Source organism: Acinetobacter sp. WC-743 (assembly GCF_000335555.1).
Taxonomy (GTDB): domain Bacteria; phylum Pseudomonadota; class Gammaproteobacteria; order Pseudomonadales; family Moraxellaceae; genus Acinetobacter; species Acinetobacter bereziniae.
The window spans coordinates 1-16845 of the sequence record NZ_AMFQ01000078.1; the positions used below are offsets into that span (position 1 = coordinate 1).

16 protein-coding genes are annotated in these 16845 nt (G+C 39.0%); 11 read left to right on the top strand and 5 right to left on the bottom strand.

Annotated elements, in window-relative coordinates; all coding sequences use genetic code 11:
• Positions 1-357: 357 nt before the first annotated feature.
• Positions 358-873 (top strand): hypothetical protein, encoded by a 516-nt coding sequence (locus ACINWC743_RS10780; RefSeq protein ID WP_009585465.1) that lies wholly within the window; start codon positions 358-360, stop codon positions 871-873.
• A gap of 55 nt (positions 874-928) precedes the next feature.
• Here the strand turns inward: ACINWC743_RS10780 and ACINWC743_RS10785 are convergent, their stop codons facing one another.
• On the bottom strand, positions 929-2260 hold the full coding sequence (locus ACINWC743_RS10785) for an alpha/beta hydrolase (RefSeq protein ID WP_004826023.1): 1332 nt from the start codon (positions 2258-2260) through the stop codon (positions 929-931).
• A gap of 243 nt (positions 2261-2503) precedes the next feature.
• Here ACINWC743_RS10785 and ACINWC743_RS10790 point away from each other — a divergent pair, with 243 nt between their 5' ends.
• The 7 genes from ACINWC743_RS10790 (at position 2504) to urtE (ending at position 11252) form a co-directional block, all read left to right on the top strand.
• Positions 2504-3088: a YqiA/YcfP family alpha/beta fold hydrolase gene (locus tag ACINWC743_RS10790; RefSeq protein WP_009585495.1), complete on the top strand. Its 585-nt coding sequence runs from the start codon at positions 2504-2506 to the stop codon at positions 3086-3088.
• A 16-nt stretch (positions 3089-3104) separates the two neighbouring features.
• On the top strand, positions 3105-4985 hold the full coding sequence (gene parE / locus ACINWC743_RS10795) for a DNA topoisomerase IV subunit B (RefSeq protein WP_009585500.1): 1881 nt from the start codon (positions 3105-3107) through the stop codon (positions 4983-4985).
• Between the two features lie 607 nt (positions 4986-5592).
• The gene (gene urtA / locus ACINWC743_RS10800; RefSeq protein WP_009585460.1) at positions 5593-6882 is read left to right on the top strand and encodes an urea ABC transporter substrate-binding protein; all 1290 of its coding nucleotides are present in this window, start codon (positions 5593-5595) and stop codon (positions 6880-6882) included.
• Between the two features lie 98 nt (positions 6883-6980).
• Positions 6981-8630 (top strand): urea ABC transporter permease subunit UrtB, encoded by a 1650-nt coding sequence (gene urtB / locus ACINWC743_RS10805; RefSeq protein WP_009585466.1) that lies wholly within the window; start codon positions 6981-6983, stop codon positions 8628-8630.
• A gap of 4 nt (positions 8631-8634) precedes the next feature.
• Positions 8635-9705, top strand: a complete 1071-nt coding sequence (urtC, locus tag ACINWC743_RS10810; protein WP_005035138.1) for an urea ABC transporter permease subunit UrtC — start codon at positions 8635-8637, stop codon at positions 9703-9705.
• Positions 9705-10541, top strand: coding sequence for an urea ABC transporter ATP-binding protein UrtD (gene urtD, locus ACINWC743_RS10815; protein ID WP_009585471.1), 837 nt, complete (start codon positions 9705-9707; stop codon positions 10539-10541). The genes urtC and urtD overlap by 1 nt, the downstream gene beginning before the upstream one ends.
• Before the next feature lie 12 nt (positions 10542-10553).
• Positions 10554-11252 carry an urea ABC transporter ATP-binding subunit UrtE gene (gene urtE, locus ACINWC743_RS10820; RefSeq protein ID WP_005035141.1) on the top strand — a complete coding sequence of 233 codons (699 nt, stop codon included), beginning with the start codon at positions 10554-10556 and terminating at the stop codon, positions 11250-11252.
• A 99-nt stretch (positions 11253-11351) separates the two neighbouring features.
• Here urtE and ACINWC743_RS10825 read toward each other — a convergent pair whose 3' ends face one another.
• The 4 genes from ACINWC743_RS10825 to ACINWC743_RS10840 form a co-directional block, all read right to left on the bottom strand.
• Positions 11352-12050 (bottom strand): phospholipase D family protein, encoded by a 699-nt coding sequence (locus tag ACINWC743_RS10825; protein ID WP_009585521.1) that lies wholly within the window; start codon positions 12048-12050, stop codon positions 11352-11354.
• 74 nt (positions 12051-12124) lie between these two features.
• The gene (locus tag ACINWC743_RS10830) at positions 12125-12865 is read right to left on the bottom strand and encodes a hypothetical protein (protein WP_009585516.1); all 741 of its coding nucleotides are present in this window, start codon (positions 12863-12865) and stop codon (positions 12125-12127) included.
• 162 nt (positions 12866-13027) lie between these two features.
• Positions 13028-13546 carry a GNAT family N-acetyltransferase gene (locus ACINWC743_RS10835; RefSeq protein WP_009585467.1) on the bottom strand — a complete coding sequence of 173 codons (519 nt, stop codon included), beginning with the start codon at positions 13544-13546 and terminating at the stop codon, positions 13028-13030.
• A gap of 112 nt (positions 13547-13658) precedes the next feature.
• On the bottom strand, positions 13659-14381 hold the full coding sequence (locus ACINWC743_RS10840) for an outer membrane protein OmpK (RefSeq protein WP_004826043.1): 723 nt from the start codon (positions 14379-14381) through the stop codon (positions 13659-13661).
• Between the two features lie 500 nt (positions 14382-14881).
• On the opposite strand from ACINWC743_RS10840, the gene ACINWC743_RS10845 reads away from it, so the two are divergent.
• The 3 genes from ACINWC743_RS10845 (at position 14882) to ACINWC743_RS10855 (ending at position 16737) form a co-directional block, all read left to right on the top strand.
• Positions 14882-15235 carry an HPF/RaiA family ribosome-associated protein gene (locus tag ACINWC743_RS10845; protein WP_004826046.1) on the top strand — a complete coding sequence of 118 codons (354 nt, stop codon included), beginning with the start codon at positions 14882-14884 and terminating at the stop codon, positions 15233-15235.
• A gap of 176 nt (positions 15236-15411) precedes the next feature.
• Positions 15412-15954: an ankyrin repeat domain-containing protein gene (locus ACINWC743_RS10850; protein ID WP_005035149.1), complete on the top strand. Its 543-nt coding sequence runs from the start codon at positions 15412-15414 to the stop codon at positions 15952-15954.
• 15 nt (positions 15955-15969) lie between these two features.
• Complete coding sequence (locus ACINWC743_RS10855) at positions 15970-16737, top strand: transporter (protein WP_009585528.1); 768 nt, start codon at positions 15970-15972, stop codon at positions 16735-16737.
• The last annotated feature ends 108 nt before the right edge of the window (positions 16738-16845 follow it).

Genomic DNA, 16845 nt, shown 5'->3' on the forward strand with positions numbered 1-16845 from the left:
CTTAATAACTGATGTTACGCACTTGATTTAAATTAAGTAGGTGAAAAAGAAAAAGCTAAATTTACACGACGGAGTCTTACATCCAAAGTTTAAATTTATGGAATAGCCTTCGGCTCGAGGTACTTTTGTTTTGGCAAGAGGAGCGAAGCTCCGCAAGGGAAACCATCTTGCGCAGCGGTATCGCTGCTCATCCGCAGAACTCGTTCACTATCGTCAAAATATTCAAAAGTTTCGCAGAAACTTTACTTATTAGAAGGAGTCCTGCCTCAAGCAATTGCGGATGACGTTTCCGCGTATCCACATTCTTCTAGCTCCAAAATTTAATTTTAGAGTTACTGTGTAACATCAGTTATTAAAATGATGAAGTCTAAAATATATTTAAGTTGTCTTGGCGCAATTGCGCTTTGTGTATCTACACCCGTTTTAGCCAAGACACCACCACTTGCCAGTCAAGATGTATCCTGTCACTTTAAATCCGAATTTGACGACACCATCCCAGCAGATGTTTCTTATGTCAAATTTGGCGCCCAACCTTTTAAAGTGTTTAAGACCAATCCTGATTATTTTTCGAGTCATGTTGAAGACTGCCAATTACATCATGGTCGATACTATGTGTTGTCTGTATCTCAGAGCCATCCAGCAAGAACATTGGCACAGTCTTTGATTGAAGTGACACAATTCGACTTAAACGGTAAAAAGGTTGATCAGAAATTTTATAATCAAGGTTGGACCTGTGAGTTAACACAAGGCTTGATTGCAAAAAATCAAAAATTATTCATTGATACACAATGTACAGAAAAATCAAATTTTGATGAATATGGTGAAATGCTTGATCCTAAGAAAAACAAGTCCTATCGAGTCGAAATCAAATAATCTAAAAAAAGCTGATTAAACATCAGCTTTTTTTTTAGGGCTAGGCTTTTTACCTTTATGTTTCTACAATACCCTGCATGCTTTCTAATTTAATCAAATATTTACGGATTTGTTCTTCCGCCAATTCATCATGGCGTGGGTAGAACCACTTGGCGATCTGTTCTGAAACCAAAGGGTGATATTGAATATCAAAATGGTTAAGACCATAGAACACGGCTTTGTGCGATTCTGGCAGTTTTAATTGAAAGCGTGGATTAGGGTGTTCGCCTAAAGCACTCTTTACACTGACCAAATAATCGCCAATTACTTTTAAGGTTCGATTTTTTCGATTCTCAAACTCTAAGGTGCCAGCAATTAAAAAGGTATTGATGTGTGAGGGCAGTGGCGCAGGTTTACGGTTATCGTCCATTAAACCGATACGCGCATTATTATGTTCCCAATCATCATCACGAACACTACCATAGCGCAAGTCCAAAATCCCATTACTGCGAATATTCACAACATGGCTGATGATTTTGACGATGGGGAAATGTCCAATCTTTTCTTGGATTGCAAAACCAAAGCGTTCCAACACCGCGCCATGATGCGGAGAACCAATACATACTAGGTTTTCAACCATATGAAACCATTGGTGCATATTCTGCTTGCCATAGAATAAGGCACTACGACAAACCAAACCTCCCATACTGTGTCCAATCAAATCAATACTGGTAATACGTGGATTACGTTTGATGAGGTCTTCTAACAGATTGGCTAAAGAGCGTCCATTGGCTGAAATTCTGCGCCCAGTATTGTAGTGAAAATAGAGCATGGTGTTGTTATCACGTTGTGCCAGTAATTTTTCTCCAATACCTCCATTGCCACGGTTGCTCCAATCCTGATAAGTCATACACAAACCGTGTGCGAAAATCACCACACGACCTGCCAGATCACCTTGTTGTAATGCACCGTAATGATCATAAAGTACCGGTGAAAGTGCCAATGGATTATGTGTCGCCAAAAGGTAATCGCCCAGCACACCATTTAAAGCACTGACTAAAAAAGTCATATGCGCATTAAGTGGTTTATCATGTAGATTTGGGAAACGTTCAATGGTTTTACGAAGTACAGGCGCCAACAGGTGACTACCATAATTTTGTAAAGCGTTATAACCGAATTTATAGAATTTATCGACGATTGGACGTGACTGAAAACGTTTAGCTTTTTGCTTACTTAAACCAAAAATACTCAGTAACATTTCACGCTGAATTGACTGGATGAAGTCCTGAACGACACCACTAAGCGGTGTACTCACTAACTGTGCTAAGCCTTCTAATACGTCTGCCTGACTCGGAGGCGAGCGATCCCACTTACAATAGGTTTCGTGTAAAGGGGTTAAACTTGGCATTGTTATTTCCTCATCCATATTGATCTGGAACAAAGACTTTATTTTTGCTCTAGATCCATGTATAAATTCTTAGGCAATCATCTTATCTTGTTCATCCTGAACACTATTTAAAATACCGATAATTGCATTAAAGTTTTAATTTTTTGTCGGACAAGATCCCCAAACATACAAATTAAAACAATTCTGTGATTTGAGTCACATTAAAAATTAAAACATTAGTGGTGAAAAAGCAATCTATTTTCAATGAATATTATTTATTTACATGGTTTTAAAAGTAGCTCGTTGTCTATTAAAGGGCAACAACTGAATGATTACTGTCGATGCCATTCATCGCATAATGTGCATTTACCTGATTTAAATCAACATCCAAAAGATGTGTTGATGAAAATTTCAGCATATATTGAACAATGGTCAGATGTAGTCTTGGTTGGGAGCAGTCTAGGGGGCTTTTATGCGACACAGTTGGTCGCAAAATACGGTATACCCGCTGTTTTAATTAATCCAGCTATGCGACCATGGGAATTGTTTCGTCGTCTTTTTGGAACTGAGCATATGCCTTATCAGGTGACAGAACAATGGACACTGGATCATGCTCAATTGGTGTATTTGGAAGATATTGCTGTACCGTTTGTGCAAGATGCAGACAAAATAATGGTGTTATTGCAACAAGGTGATGAAGTTTTGGATTATCGTGAGGCTGAACGGTATTATAGTACAGCTCCACACACATCCTTGATCATGACAGAAATGCATGGTAATCATGCGATGGAAGATTTTGCAGATAAAATTCCCATGATTGTGGAGTTTTTATCTTACTCCGTAAAATAAAAGGAAAAACTTAAACGTGTCTCAATATACGGCTCAATCACTTGAAGTATTATCTGGCTTAGACCCTGTGCGTCGTCGTCCAGGCATGTATACAGATACCACGCGTCCAAACCATTTGGCGCAAGAAGTTATTGATAATGCGGTCGATGAGGCACTTGCAGGGCATGCCAACAAAATCACTGTCACGGTATATAAAGACGGTTCTTTATCTGTTGAAGACAATGGTCGTGGTATGCCAGTCGATATTCACCCTGAGTATGGACAAAGTGGCATCGAAATTATTCTGACCAAACTACATGCAGGTGGTAAGTTCAGTACAGACAATTATCAGTTTTCTGGCGGCTTACATGGGGTCGGGATTTCTGTGGTAAATGCCTTGTCTGATCGTGTTGAGGTTGAGGTTCAGCGCCAAGGCAATCTCTATAAAATGGCTTTTGAGCGAGGTGAACCTGTCGCACCTTTAGAAGTGTTAGAAGGTAAAGTTGCTAAACGTGCAACAGGCACAACAGTACGTTTTTGGCCTGAAGCTAAGTATTTTGATTCGCCTAAATTTGCGCTTAAAGCGTTAAAGCATAATTTAAAAGCTAAAGCTGTTTTGGCTGCAGGTTTGCAGATTAATTATATTGATCAGATCAATGACGAGAAAATCGAATGGCAATTTGAAAATGGTTTAGTCGACTATTTGATGGATGAATTGCAAGACCGTGAAATTATTCCTGAACCTGCTTTTGTTGCAACAGGCGAAGCTGAGCGTGCCAGTGCTGAATTTGCAATTTGCTGGAATATCGAAGGTGGAGAGCAGATTCAAGAAAGTTATGTCAACTTGATTCCAACAGCACAAGGCGGTACACATGTGAACGGTTTACGTTCAGGTGTTACCGATGCGATGCGTGAATTTTGTGAATTGCGTAACTTATTGCCACGTAATATGAAATTGTCAGCAGAAGATGTTTGGGATGGTGTGAATTTCATTCTCTCACTTAAATTCCAAGAACCACAATTCTCAGGTCAAACCAAAGAACGTCTTTCTAGTCGTGAAGCATCCAATATTGTCTTGAATATTGCCAAAGATGCTTTTGCCCTGTGGCTCAATCAGAATGCCGAAGTTGCCATGCAATTGGCTGAAATCGTGATTGCCAAAGCTGGTCGACGTTTAAAAGCAGCAAAGAAAGTTGAACGTAAAAAAATCGTTGCTGGACCTACACTACCTGGGAAATTATCAGATTGTGTTGGACATACACTTGAAGAATCAGAACTTTTTATTGTGGAAGGGGATTCAGCTGGCGGTTCTGCCAAACAGGCGCGTGATAAAAACTTCCAAGCCATTATGCCGATTCGTGGCAAAATCTTAAATACATGGGAAGTGTCTTCGGATGAGGTTTTAGCTTCTCAAGAAGTTCACAATATTGCGATCGCGATTGGTGTGGATCCGGGAAGTGACGATCTTTCAGAATTACGTTATGGCAAAATCTGTATTCTTGCCGATGCGGATTCTGATGGTTTACACATCGCAACATTGTTGTGTGCTTTATTCGTGAAACATTTCCCAGCAATGGTGGATGCAGGGCATTTATATGTAGCGATGCCGCCTTTGTATCGAATCGATGATGCTAAAGATGTTTATTATGCATTGGATGATGATGAGTTAGAAGCTATCTTAAAGAGAGTAAAGTCTAAGAACCCGCAGATCACCCGATTTAAAGGATTGGGAGAGATGAACGCAAGCCAATTGCGTGAAACAACTTTAGACCCAAACACTCGACGTTTGGTTCAGTTGGATTTAGATGATGCACATCATACAGCAGGCTTATTGGACAAATTACTGGCAAAAAAACGTGCCAGTGATCGCAAAGGCTGGTTAGAGCAAAAAGGTAATCTCGCAGATTTAACTGTTTAAACAGCATATGCTTTGATAAAAGTTCTTGTAAAAAGATGAGGTCTAGAAGACCTCATCTTTTTTTATCCGCTTTTAAATCCATATTGCCCAACCTATAGTCAAACTGCTTGATTATTCATAAGCGCTAAAGCGTGGCAATAAAAGCTTTAGATCATTCAACAATAAATTCATCGCATTGATTTTATTGATCAAGAGAGGTTCTATTTTACGGTATGAGTTTTCAACAGATTGACGATATTGACTTTTTAAAAGTACAGGAATTGTCCGTTTTTATCCTAGCTTATCACACTCAATCTGCACTCTCTTTGCTCATTTTTAAGCGGAAAAATCGCACTTAATTTGATCAGTGTGGACTTTAATCTCGCATTTTTAGATTCACTACCTCTCCTTTTCTATCCTATTGGATAGGTATTTGTAGAGCATAATTCATCCGCTTTAGAGAAAAAAATAGCACTGATAGTTTTATTAATTTTCAATATGTTATTGCTTTAAGAAAGCTATTCAAAAAAATTAAATTTTCCACTTGGCATAGAAATTGAATCCAGCCTGTTAGGTATAAACAAAATCATGCATTTAAAAATGCACCAAAAGGTTTGGAGAAAAAATCATGTTCCAACAAAAAATGTTTTCAAAAACACTGTTAGTTGCTGCAATGATGGGGAGCATGGTATTGACGGGGTGTTCAAAGCCTGCTGATAAAACTGACGCGAAACCAACTACCGCTGAAAGCAAGGCACCTGCTGCAAGTGGCGATACGATCAAAGTGGGTATTTTACATTCACTGTCAGGAACTATGGCGATCTCAGAAACTTCGCTTAAAGACACGGCATTGATGGCAATCAATGAAATCAATGCAAGCGGTGGTGTGATGGGGAAAAAACTTGAACCTGTCGTGGTTGACCCAGCATCAGATTGGCCACTATTTGCTGAGAAAGCGCGTCAGTTGATTACCCAAGATAAGGTGGCGGTGATCTTTGGATGTTGGACATCCGTTTCACGTAAGTCGGTATTACCTGTTGTTGAAGAGCTCAATGGTTTGTTGTTCTATCCTGTGCAGTATGAGGGTCAAGAGCAATCTAAAAATATTTTCTATACAGGCGCCGCACCGAATCAACAAGCGATTCCAGCGGTTGAGTATTTGATGAGTGATGAAGGTGGAAAGGCGCAACGTTTTGTTCTGTTAGGTACTGACTATGTTTATCCACGAACCACCAACAAAATCTTGCGTGCATTCTTAAAGTCTAAAGGCGTCGCCGATGCAGACATTATGGAAGAATACACACCTTTTGGTCATAGTAACTATCAAACCATTGTTGGAAATATCAAAAAATTTGCTGCGGGTAAAAAAACCGCTGTGATCTCAACCATCAATGGCGATTCCAATGTACCGTTTTATCGTGAATTGGGCAATCAGGGAATCAAAGCTTCGGATATTCCAGTGATGGCATTCTCAGTCGGAGAAGAGGAATTACGAGGTATTGATACCAAACCTTTGGTCGGGCATCTGGCATCGTGGAACTACTTCATGTCGGTGAAGAATCCAGTAAATGCAGAATTTATCAATAAAATGAAACAGTACGCAGTGGAATACAAACTACCGAATGCAAGCAAATTAGTCACCAATGATCCAATGGAAGCAACTTATGTCGGTATCCATATGTGGAAACAAGCCGTTGAAAAGGCTGGAACAACGGACGTGGATAAAGTGCGTGATGCAATGGCAGGTCAAACTTTCAAAGCACCTTCTGGTTATACATTAAGCATGGATGCCACCAATCATCACTTACATAAGCCCGTCATGATTGGGCAAATTCGCGCCGATGGGCAGTTTGATGTGGTGTATAAGAGCCCTCAACCGATCAAAGCGGAGCCGTGGAGTCCGTATATTCCTAAATAGGCATTTTACAACCCCAAAGCTTGCTGTGTTTCAGCAAGCTTAACCCATGACCAAGATCAAGCGTCATTGTATTTCAACAAGAATAGGGGGAGTTGCGTATGTCGATCAGACTAAGTTTTGCAACACTTTTTTTTATGATTTCCCAGTTGTTCCTGATTCAAACTATTTCTGCTGAATCCTCACATACAGCGCCAACGGGAGCTGCATTAACCACACAAAAAGCTGCATCTCATGATGATGCAATTCAGCAATTTGTACGCGGAGATTTCGCCAGTCGCCGTGCAATGCTCAATCAATGGCCTGCCAGTATTGAACAACTGGACCAGTTGGTTGCTTATGTTGAAAAAGATCAACTCTACACCGATAGTTCAGGCAATACTTATTTGATGAAAGAGGGGGATAAATTATTCAGTTATCCCGATGAGCAAGCAATAACGGATTGGCCGGGTGATTTAAATCAAGTGACTTTGGTCAATACCCTACACAAAGCCTTGAGCTTTGCTCAAGCAAAAATCAAATTACAGTCTACAGATGTTTCACAGCGTCTTGCCGCGATTGATATTCTAGAAAACAACTTAGATGAGCTGGATATAAAAATGATCAATCAGCTTTATCTAGATGAAAACAATAATAAAGTCAAAGCACGTTTAGCACAGCTAAAGGCCAGAATGGATTTTAATAGCCCTGATACTTTGACCAAAATTCAAGCTGCAAAAACCTTAAAAGATTCTAATCGCCCTGATGTTTTAGCCATCGTTGAACAAGCGCTGACACAACCAAACTTAAACCCAGAATTAAAATCAGTATTAGTCAGTGCACAAAGCAGTATCAAAACACGAATCCAGGTCAGTGAATGGACTGGACATGTTTTTTCAGGTTTAAGTACCGCAAGTATTTTACTGCTTGCTGCTCTTGGGCTTGCGATTACCTATGGCTTACTGGGTGTCATCAACATGGCGCATGGTGAGTTGATCATGATCGGTGCTTACACCACTTATGTGGTGCAAAGCTTTTTTAAAACACATTTAGGTGCATATCTGGATTGGTATTTGATTGCTGCCATTCCTGCGGCTTTTCTTGTTAGTGCCTTGATTGGCATGCTGATAGAACGAACCGTGATTCGCCCTTTATATGGTCGTCAACTGGAAACATTATTGGCAACTTTTGGTGTAAGTCTCATCTTGATGCAATTGGTTCGAATGATCTTTGGTGCTCAGAATGTTGAAGTATCAAATATTTCATGGCTTTCAGGCGGTATTTCAATCACACCAAGTTTAATGCTGCCATACAACCGTATTGCGATTATCGTCTTTACCATTGCTGTACTGCTGTTACTGGTCTATCTACTCAATAAAACTCGGTTTGGCTTATTTGTTCGTGCAGTCACGCAAAATCGTCAAATGGCACGGGCTGTCGGGATTCGCTCGGCACGTATCGACATGATGGCATTTGGCTTAGGTTCAGGGCTTGCAGGACTTGCAGGCTGTGCTTTGGCACAAGTAGGTAATGTTGGTCCAGATTTGGGGCAAAACTACATTATTGATGCTTTCCTTGTCGTTGTGGTTGGTGGCGTCGGGCAGGTTTGGGGAGCGGTTTTGGCGGCGCTGGGACTTGGTGTCAGTGGAACAATTCTCGAAATCGGCATGGGTGCTGTGCTGGCTAAAATTATTCTCTTGGTGCTTGTGATTTTGTTTATTCAAAAACGTCCACAAGGTTTATTTGCCATCAAAGGTCGTTTTGTGGAGTAAATATATGAAAATCACTGCATTACTTTCAGATAAACCCTACAGTGCAATCGCGATCGCAATATGCTTTGCAGTGATGTTGATTTTACCGTGGTTCCATGTACTGCCACAGGATTCAAGTCTACATCTTTCAGCGTATTGGGTCACTTTGATTGGCAAAATCATGTGCTTGGCTTTGGTCGCACTTGCATTGGATCTGGTGTGGGGTTATGCCGGCATTCTAAGTCTGGGGCATGGGCTTTACTTTGCTTTGGGCGGATATGCTTTTGGTATGTACTTGATGCGAGAGTCGGCAGGGGATCAACTTCCCGATTTTATGCGGTTTCTCAGTTGGACTGAATTGCCTTGGTATTGGGTTGGGACTCAACATTTTGTTTGGGCCTTGGTGTTGGTTGTTTTAGTCCCGGGTGTAATTGCCTTTATTTTCGGATTTTTTGCTTTCCGTTCCAAAATCAAAGGGGTGTATTTTTCAATTATTACCCAAGCCATGACCTTTGCAGCAGCATTGTTATTTTTCCGCAATGAGACAGGGTTTGGTGGCAACAATGGTTTTACTGGTTTCAAAACGATTCTCGGAATGGATATTACCTCCGCTTCTATGCGAGCTAGCTTATGCTTCCTGACGGCTGTGGTATTACTCCTGAGTTTTATAGGTTTACGCAGTTTAATGAATAAACCTTATGGTCGAGTACTGGGTGCGATTCGTGACAGTGAAAACCGTTTGCAATATCTAGGTTATCGAACACTTTGGTATAAATTGTCTGCATGGGTCATTTCAGCAGTTATTGCTGGAATTGCAGGTGCATTGTATGTACCGCAAGCAGGCATTATTAATCCAAGCGAAATGAACCCTGTCAATTCAATTGAAATGGCAGTCTGGGTTGCCGCAGGTGGACGGGGTACTCTGATTGGTCCGATTCTCGGTGCAGGATTAATTAATGGGGTAAAAACCTATTTTACAGTTGCCTATCCAGAAGCATGGTTATTGATTCTAGGTGCATTGTTTATTGTTGTGACTATTTTCCTCCCGAAAGGTGTGATCGGATTATTTGAACGCTTTAAAAAAGGAGATCACTAATGTCAGCGCTCTTATCAGACTTAGGTTTAAATGCTCAACATGGTGGTCAAATTGGTGAAGGTTACGGTCGCCCTAAAGCCGAAGGCGCCGATTTTAGCCATGGTATTGCACTGTATTTAGAAAAAGTCAGTGTGTGGTTTGATTCCTTTCGTGCCTTAAATGATTTGTCTCTTTATATTGAAGAAGGTGAATTACGCTGCATCATTGGTCCAAATGGTGCTGGCAAAACCACCTTGATGGATGTCATCACAGGCAAAACACGTCCAACAGAGGGTTCGGTTTTTTTTGGTCAAAACTATGATTTAGCCAAAATGAGTACCGAGCAAATTGCTGAAGCTGGGATTGGTCGTAAGTTTCAAAAACCGACTGTATTTGAAAATTTTACGGTCATGGAAAATCTGCTCCTTGCTGCACCTAAAGATAAAACGGTGAAAAAAAGTTTCTTCAGCAAACTAAGCCCTGATGCACAGTTGGCATTAGATGAATCTTTGCAGCAAATTCGTTTACAAGAGTTTATTCAAAAGCCAGCAGGTTTATTGTCACATGGGCAAAAGCAGTGGCTTGAAATCGGGATGCTATTAATGCAACGCCCAAAACTGATTCTGCTAGATGAGCCTGTTGCAGGTATGACCGATGCAGAAACCGAGCGTACTGCTGAATTATGTTTGGAGTTAAAAAAGAATCATACTTTGTTGGTGGTTGAACATGATATGAGCTTTATCGATACCATTAGTGAAAAAGTCACCGTGCTTGCACAAGGTGCAATACTCGCCGAAGGCACATTGGCAGAAGTTCAGGCGAATGAAGACGTGATTGAAAAGTATTTAGGGCGCTAAAGGGGATGCATTATGTTGGAAGTTAAAAACATCAATCAATTTTATGGGGGAAGTCATATCCTCCGTGATGTTAGCCTCAATGCGCCAATCGGTGAATGCTCGGTGGTTTTGGGCAGAAATGGTGTAGGAAAAACCACCTTATTAAAATGTTTGATGGGGATCTTACCCATTAAGTCAGGACAGATTCTTCTAGATGGTCAAGATATTGCCAAAATGAATCCTGAACAACGGGTGAGAGCAGGGTTGGCTTATGTTCCACAAGGGCGGGATATTTTTTCTACACTGACTGTGGAGGAAAATATTTTGATCGGCATGGCAAAATTTTCTGGCGCAAAAACCCGTAAAGTTCCTGAGCACTTATATGAAATTTTTCCAGTCCTCGATGAAATGAAACATCGCCGTGGAGGCGATTTATCAGGAGGACAGCAACAACAATTAGCCATTGCACGTGCTTTGGCTTCCGAACCTAAAGTGTTGATCTTAGATGAGCCTACGGAAGGTATTCAACCCTCAATTATCAAAGACATTGGACGAGTGATTCGAAAATTAGCGGATCGTGGAGAAATGGCGATTGTATTGGTCGAGCAATTTTATGATTTTGCTGAGGAGCTGGCGGATAATTATACGGTGATGGCACGTGGTCAGGTGGTGGCACAAGGTATTGGGGAAGAAATGCCTGAAAAGGGGATTCGAGATTTAGTTGCCATTTGATTATTGACTTAGAATGAAACTCTCAAACACATGATGAGAGCTTCATTCTTTTCAGGATTTGTGTAATGATGAATCGAAGTAAGTAAAAATGAAGATATATTAGATTTCTGTATTTTCATCCCATAAAAAATAACCACCATATTGGCTTGATCTAAATTCTCCACCAATAGTTTTGCCTTGTTCAGTTAAATAATGTTTACCACTGTCGTTTAAAGTTAAAAAACCTTTTGCTATAAATTTATCAAGTAATTCAGGCGTTTTAAGCTTATGTTTTGCCGCGAGCTTTGAGGTGGTTAATTTATTGGAATTTTCAGATGGCTCTTTGGGGGTATCTTCCAATTCTTCCATTTTTACTTCATCAAGCGAAATTCTAACCTCATCGCTAATACGAATAATTCGTTGAGCTTCTTCATAAGCATCTTTGTAGACGGTAGTATCATCTTCTTTATTGATTAAGATACCCATTTCATTATTATTTACTTGACTAAACTCATATAAATTTAGGCTAGAGATAATACAACTAGTTTCATTTAAATAACATTTAGCATGAAGATTTTTACAGAAGCTAACTCGAATATAATCTAGCTTTTGCATCCATTTAATTTCATCGGGATGTAAATCGCTTTTTCCATAAATGATCCGAATATCAATCTTTAAACGATTTTTATCCTCTAGTAATTCTTTGATACGATCATTAAGTCGAAGATAAGGACTAATTAAAATTAGTCTTTCTTTTGCACTTTTTATCAGTTCTTCTAAGAAAAAATTTGTACCACTTGTATTTAAAAACTTTGCCATTTTTTCAACCAATTATTATGTATTAAATTATATAATTCAATAAACTAAAGCATTTGAAATGTAGAAGCAATATTTTATTCCGTTTCAACTTTCTGATAATAGCCCGTTGATGAAACATTCATACCAAAGCCACAATCGGTCTGTTCAGTTAATTGTTCCACTTCAATAAAATTTCCTAAAGATGGGCTATAAGTAAAATTGATGGCAATTCGACAATTTTTATAACGATAGCTTGCTTTCTTCGCTTGAAGAGGCATTTCTGTTTCAAACTCACCAATATTAGGACCATAAATTAGGCTTCGAGGTCCCATCCATAAACCAGTGAATTCGATGTGATATTTCTGATCACGCTTTTTAACATTAACCCGATTCCACTCACCAAAACCGGCATAACTGACATATTCTCCGGTAAAGTCATTATTTGCTTGAGGGACTGCTAACTTTTTTAAATTAAATTGACTGGTTTTTGTGGGTTTAATTTGAAACCATGCTCTTGCCCATAAGGGTTGATTGAGTTTGCTATAGGTTAAACCCACATTATTATTGGCAATGTCGATGTCATTGTCTGAAACTTGGATGCCAGTTTCTTCTTGACCAACCGACTGACAAAAATCGCTCCAAGATGCTTGCTTTTGAAACTGATCAAGTGCTTTTTTATAATTTTTCTGGTCGTAAAATTTTTGTCCCAATTTACGATATTGACTAAGTTTGGCACACCCTTGTTTGACATTTGGGTCAACATAGTCAGCAGCATAGCTTGATGTATGAAGGATCAGAGCCAATGGTGCCAGTAGGCTGATTATAATTTTATTCATAGATGCTCAGAAAGTAGGCAATATTATTCATTGTTATACAACAGATTTTGGAAAAGCCAAAAACAAAATGTGTGATTTTTCATCTTGAATTAACATCCAATTCTAATCAAGCGCTTTGGCTGTAGAGATATATTTAATTTGCAAGAAACTTATTTTTTAATTTCACCCGCTTAATGCTTCGTCAAAATTAAGTTGCATCCACACCAAATCACGCCACATGCCAAATTTCTGACCAACCTGAGGCATATAGCCAGTTTGGATGAATCCGAGTTGTTGATGTAGATAGATTGATGCTGCATTTTCGTGATCGATTGCAGCAACCATGACATGTATGCCTTGTTGTTGTGCATGTTCAATGAGTTTGATCATCAGGCGTTTACCCAGTCCTTGCCGTGCATAGCTTGGATCAATATAAACAGAATGCTCTACAGTTTGTTTATAGCCATTAATTGCTCTGAAACTCGCATAATCGGCATAACCTGCAATCGCGTGAGTAGAGGTTTCTTCTGCCACAAACACGGGGAATCGATTTTGTTCCAGTTCTAAAAACCATTGTTGATAATCTTCTAAGGTTTTTAATTGACTATTCCAAGTGGCTAGACCTGTTTTAATTTCTTGATTATAAATATGCATGATCTCAGTCAGGTCTGAGGTTTTCGCAGGGCGGATCTGAAAATTCATGAATCTTAGGTCAGAGGCAAATTTGTCTGTTTATTTTAGAAAGATTTATTTTTAAGGGCAATAAAAAAGCAAGGTTGAAACCTTGCTTTTTTATCAATACCTAGACGGTCAATTAAAAGTGATATTTCACAAGTGCGCTGACGTTATTTTCATCTTTGCCAGGAACGCCATATTTGTTATGCCATACAGAATGTTCAACACCAAGATATAGGCGAGTATCTGGAGAAATGTGTTTACCAGCGTTCCATTTCCATTGTGTTGTCCAGTTTAATTCACTTGAGTGAGCAACTTGATCTTTTTCTGCAGTAGACCAATCTAGGAAACCATCTACTAAGAATTCTTCAGAAGCAATTTTGAATGGAATTCCATAAGTGAATGTCAATTGATAGTCATCTTCTTGGATTTCGTTATTGGCACGATAGAAGTTTAATTGTGCATATTGGAAATATGGAATCGCTAAATCTACGCCAACACCATAGAGGTAGTTGTTCATATCTTTACCACCTTCCCAAGTGGTTGCGATCAATACATCTTTGATTGGACCAAGTTCAAGTTTTTTCCCTGAAACTGCACCTAAACTGAGGCGTGGTGAAACTTCAAAATAAGTGTCTGATTGACCACCACTGTTAGTACGGTCTGCAAATGCAAAAAAATCGCCGTATTTTAGCTTTGCTGCATACTCAAACGTAATTGTAGATTGTTTTTCATCTGGCGTTAATTCATAGTTTTCACCATAAAGACCGGTAATACTAAAATCTTGCCAAACTGGCGCAGCTTGAGCCATAGTTGCAGTTGAAGCGATTGCACAAATCGCAGCGAGATGTGTAAGTTTCATGAAAAATCTTTCCCCCCAAGAAAAGCGCTTCAAGGATACAGATTCCGCGATAAAAATAAAGCTAAAAATAGATGGAATGTAAATAAATATGTAAACATCAAGTAGGGAAGTGTGTTGAAAAAGTGAATCTAAAAATAAATTAGAAAATGAACTTTTATATTCACGCAATCATCATCCTTTTATATAGAGTTGATTGATTTACTCAGGATTAATGCTAAAAAATTTAAAAAAATCATTAAATTATAAAGTAAAGTAACAAGATGTCATTTTTCATATTGTTTTCATAAAAAAGTTAAAAATCCGCTTGCATATTTTTCAATATAGCCTGATATTGAAGATATAAGAACACCTATCTGCAGATCATTAAAAGTGTTCATCTTTGCAATAGAGGAGTTAAGGTTCCAATTTATTGAAGGTGAAAAGCTGTTTTAAACAGTAGGCTTTGAATGAGCCAAAAATATAAGTTTTGCACTGTTTTAGATGAAAAAAGAGGTTTTTTTATGAATATTGAAATCCGTACAGATAAAAATATTAGAAATAGTGATCGTTTAATTACTTATGTACGCGACGAGCTAAATCAAGAATTCCAACGTCATAGTGAGCGTATTACCCAATTTTCAGTTCATATCAGTGATGAAAATGGGGACAAAGGTGGGGATGATGATATTCAATGCATGATCGAAGTGAAAGCAGCAGGTCTAAAACCGGTGGTGGTAAAACATCGAGCTAAAAATATAGATCTCTCGTTACATGGTGCGATCGATCGCGTAAAACGTAGTTTAGAGCATGTTTTGGAGAAAACTGAAAATCCACGTGGTGGTAAGTTAGAACTTGCAGATGCGGATGAAGCATGAGTAGAAAAAAGGCCTTAGGGCCTTTTTTTATGAATCAAAACAAAAAATGCGATGCACTTTGTCATAAGTTAACAATAAATGCCATTTAAACCAAAAAAATGAAGTATTAAATTTTTTCAAAGCTATTTTTAAAATATTCGTCATAATGTTGATAGGAATAGAATAGTGAGATCAAAATGTTATCAGCACAACAACAAGTCTTTATACAGGCTTTAGAAGATTTAGACCTTGCTCAAGTGAAACGTTTGCTCGCAGATGGGTTTGACCCTAACTTTATGGAGCCAGAAAAAGGTCCAGCAGTATCTATCTGGTCAGATGGATTATTTAAATGGTGGGAAAAAATCTGTGATGCTTATGAAGCAGGGCAGCCCCTAAGTGCGGAACAAAAAGCTCAAGATTTACAACCACATTTAGACATTTTAAATGCTTTGATTGATGCTAAAGCAAATTTTTATTTGTGGGATGCAGAAGAGTGTTATGGTCCTTTATGGGATGCAGCAAGCGCAGCGTGTGTGCCGGTAATTCAAAAGCTGTTAGATCATAAAGTTGATCCTAATACCAAAGATGATGAAGGTAAAACCATTTTGTCATCGATCAGTGATTTGTTTTTTGATTGTGAATTTGATCAAATAGATTGGTCTCAGGCTTTACCTGAAGAGAAAGAATCTTTAGAGTTACTACGTAGTCGCGGTGCGAAAATGTCCAAAGAATTACCTTAAATTTTGAGTCTTCATATGGCAATTTTAAATAGAATCACATTAGCCCTTGCTTCGAGCCTAAGTATAAGCGCAATGGCAGCAGAATTTTCTTTTGATCGTCCTGGATCAGGTTTTGGAACAGGAATTACTCCAGTAGGTCAGTTGGCTTGGGAGCAAGGTTTACCAACTGCAACCTACACTGAAACCCGAGTAGATGGCGCAAAAGCAAAAACTGTAACCCTCAATGGCGATATGCTACTTCGTACAGGTTTAACCTCAAGTATGGAATTGCAGTTAGGTTGGCAAGGTCCAGCTTGGACACAAACCAAGTATAGAGGCGTTAAAGACGATGACTCCGGTTTGGGTGATGTTTCTATTGGGATTAAAAAAGCCATTGATTTAAAAGATGATAAGTTGTCTATGGCGATCTTGGCAAAAGCATTGATTGCAACGGGCAATGAAGGTTTTTCTGAAGAAGACGATATTTACAGTATTGGAACATCTTTAGCTTACCAGTATAACGATTTGGTTAATACGGGTATCACTATGGACTATGCGGTACAAGATGGTCATTGGTCAGTCACAGCTATTCCTACAGTAGGCTATAAAATTGCAGGCAATCTTTCAGGTTTTTCTGAATTCGTTTATTCAAAAACTGAAAGCAAAAATTATGAATATGGTCTAGGTTCAGGTTTGATCTATGCTGTGAATGAACGCACTCAGCTTGATGGTAGTGTCGGTGTTGATTTAAACGGTCGCGATCGTAGCTATAAAGCAGGTTTTGGTATTTCCTATTTATTCTAAACCAGACCGTTCAGAAAAAAGGAGCAGTTAAACTGCTCCTTTTTTTGTTGCTGAGTTTTTATGCTTTTAGATAGGCAAAAACTTGGTTATGCTCTTTTTAAAATGTAA

Coding starts and splice junctions, on each gene's coding strand:
- ACINWC743_RS10850 (WP_005035149.1), top strand. CDS start 15,412: ATGTTATCAGCACAACAACAAGTCTTTATACAGGCTTTAGAAGATTTA.
- ACINWC743_RS10855 (WP_009585528.1), top strand. CDS start 15,970: ATGGCAATTTTAAATAGAATCACATTAGCCCTTGCTTCGAGCCTAAGT.
- ACINWC743_RS10845 (WP_004826046.1), top strand. CDS start 14,882: ATGAATATTGAAATCCGTACAGATAAAAATATTAGAAATAGTGATCGT.
- ACINWC743_RS10840 (WP_004826043.1), bottom strand. CDS start 14,381: ATGAAACTTACACATCTCGCTGCGATTTGTGCAATCGCTTCAACTGCA.
- ACINWC743_RS10780 (WP_009585465.1), top strand. CDS start 358: ATGATGAAGTCTAAAATATATTTAAGTTGTCTTGGCGCAATTGCGCTT.
- urtA (WP_009585460.1), top strand. CDS start 5,593: ATGTTCCAACAAAAAATGTTTTCAAAAACACTGTTAGTTGCTGCAATG.
- urtB (WP_009585466.1), top strand. CDS start 6,981: ATGTCGATCAGACTAAGTTTTGCAACACTTTTTTTTATGATTTCCCAG.
- ACINWC743_RS10790 (WP_009585495.1), top strand. CDS start 2,504: ATGAATATTATTTATTTACATGGTTTTAAAAGTAGCTCGTTGTCTATT.
- urtC (WP_005035138.1), top strand. CDS start 8,635: ATGAAAATCACTGCATTACTTTCAGATAAACCCTACAGTGCAATCGCG.
- ACINWC743_RS10830 (WP_009585516.1), bottom strand. CDS start 12,865: ATGAATAAAATTATAATCAGCCTACTGGCACCATTGGCTCTGATCCTT.
- urtE (WP_005035141.1), top strand. CDS start 10,554: ATGTTGGAAGTTAAAAACATCAATCAATTTTATGGGGGAAGTCATATC.
- ACINWC743_RS10835 (WP_009585467.1), bottom strand. CDS start 13,546: ATGAATTTTCAGATCCGCCCTGCGAAAACCTCAGACCTGACTGAGATC.
- ACINWC743_RS10785 (WP_004826023.1), bottom strand. CDS start 2,260: ATGCCAAGTTTAACCCCTTTACACGAAACCTATTGTAAGTGGGATCGC.
- urtD (WP_009585471.1), top strand. CDS start 9,705: ATGTCAGCGCTCTTATCAGACTTAGGTTTAAATGCTCAACATGGTGGT.
- ACINWC743_RS10825 (WP_009585521.1), bottom strand. CDS start 12,050: ATGGCAAAGTTTTTAAATACAAGTGGTACAAATTTTTTCTTAGAAGAA.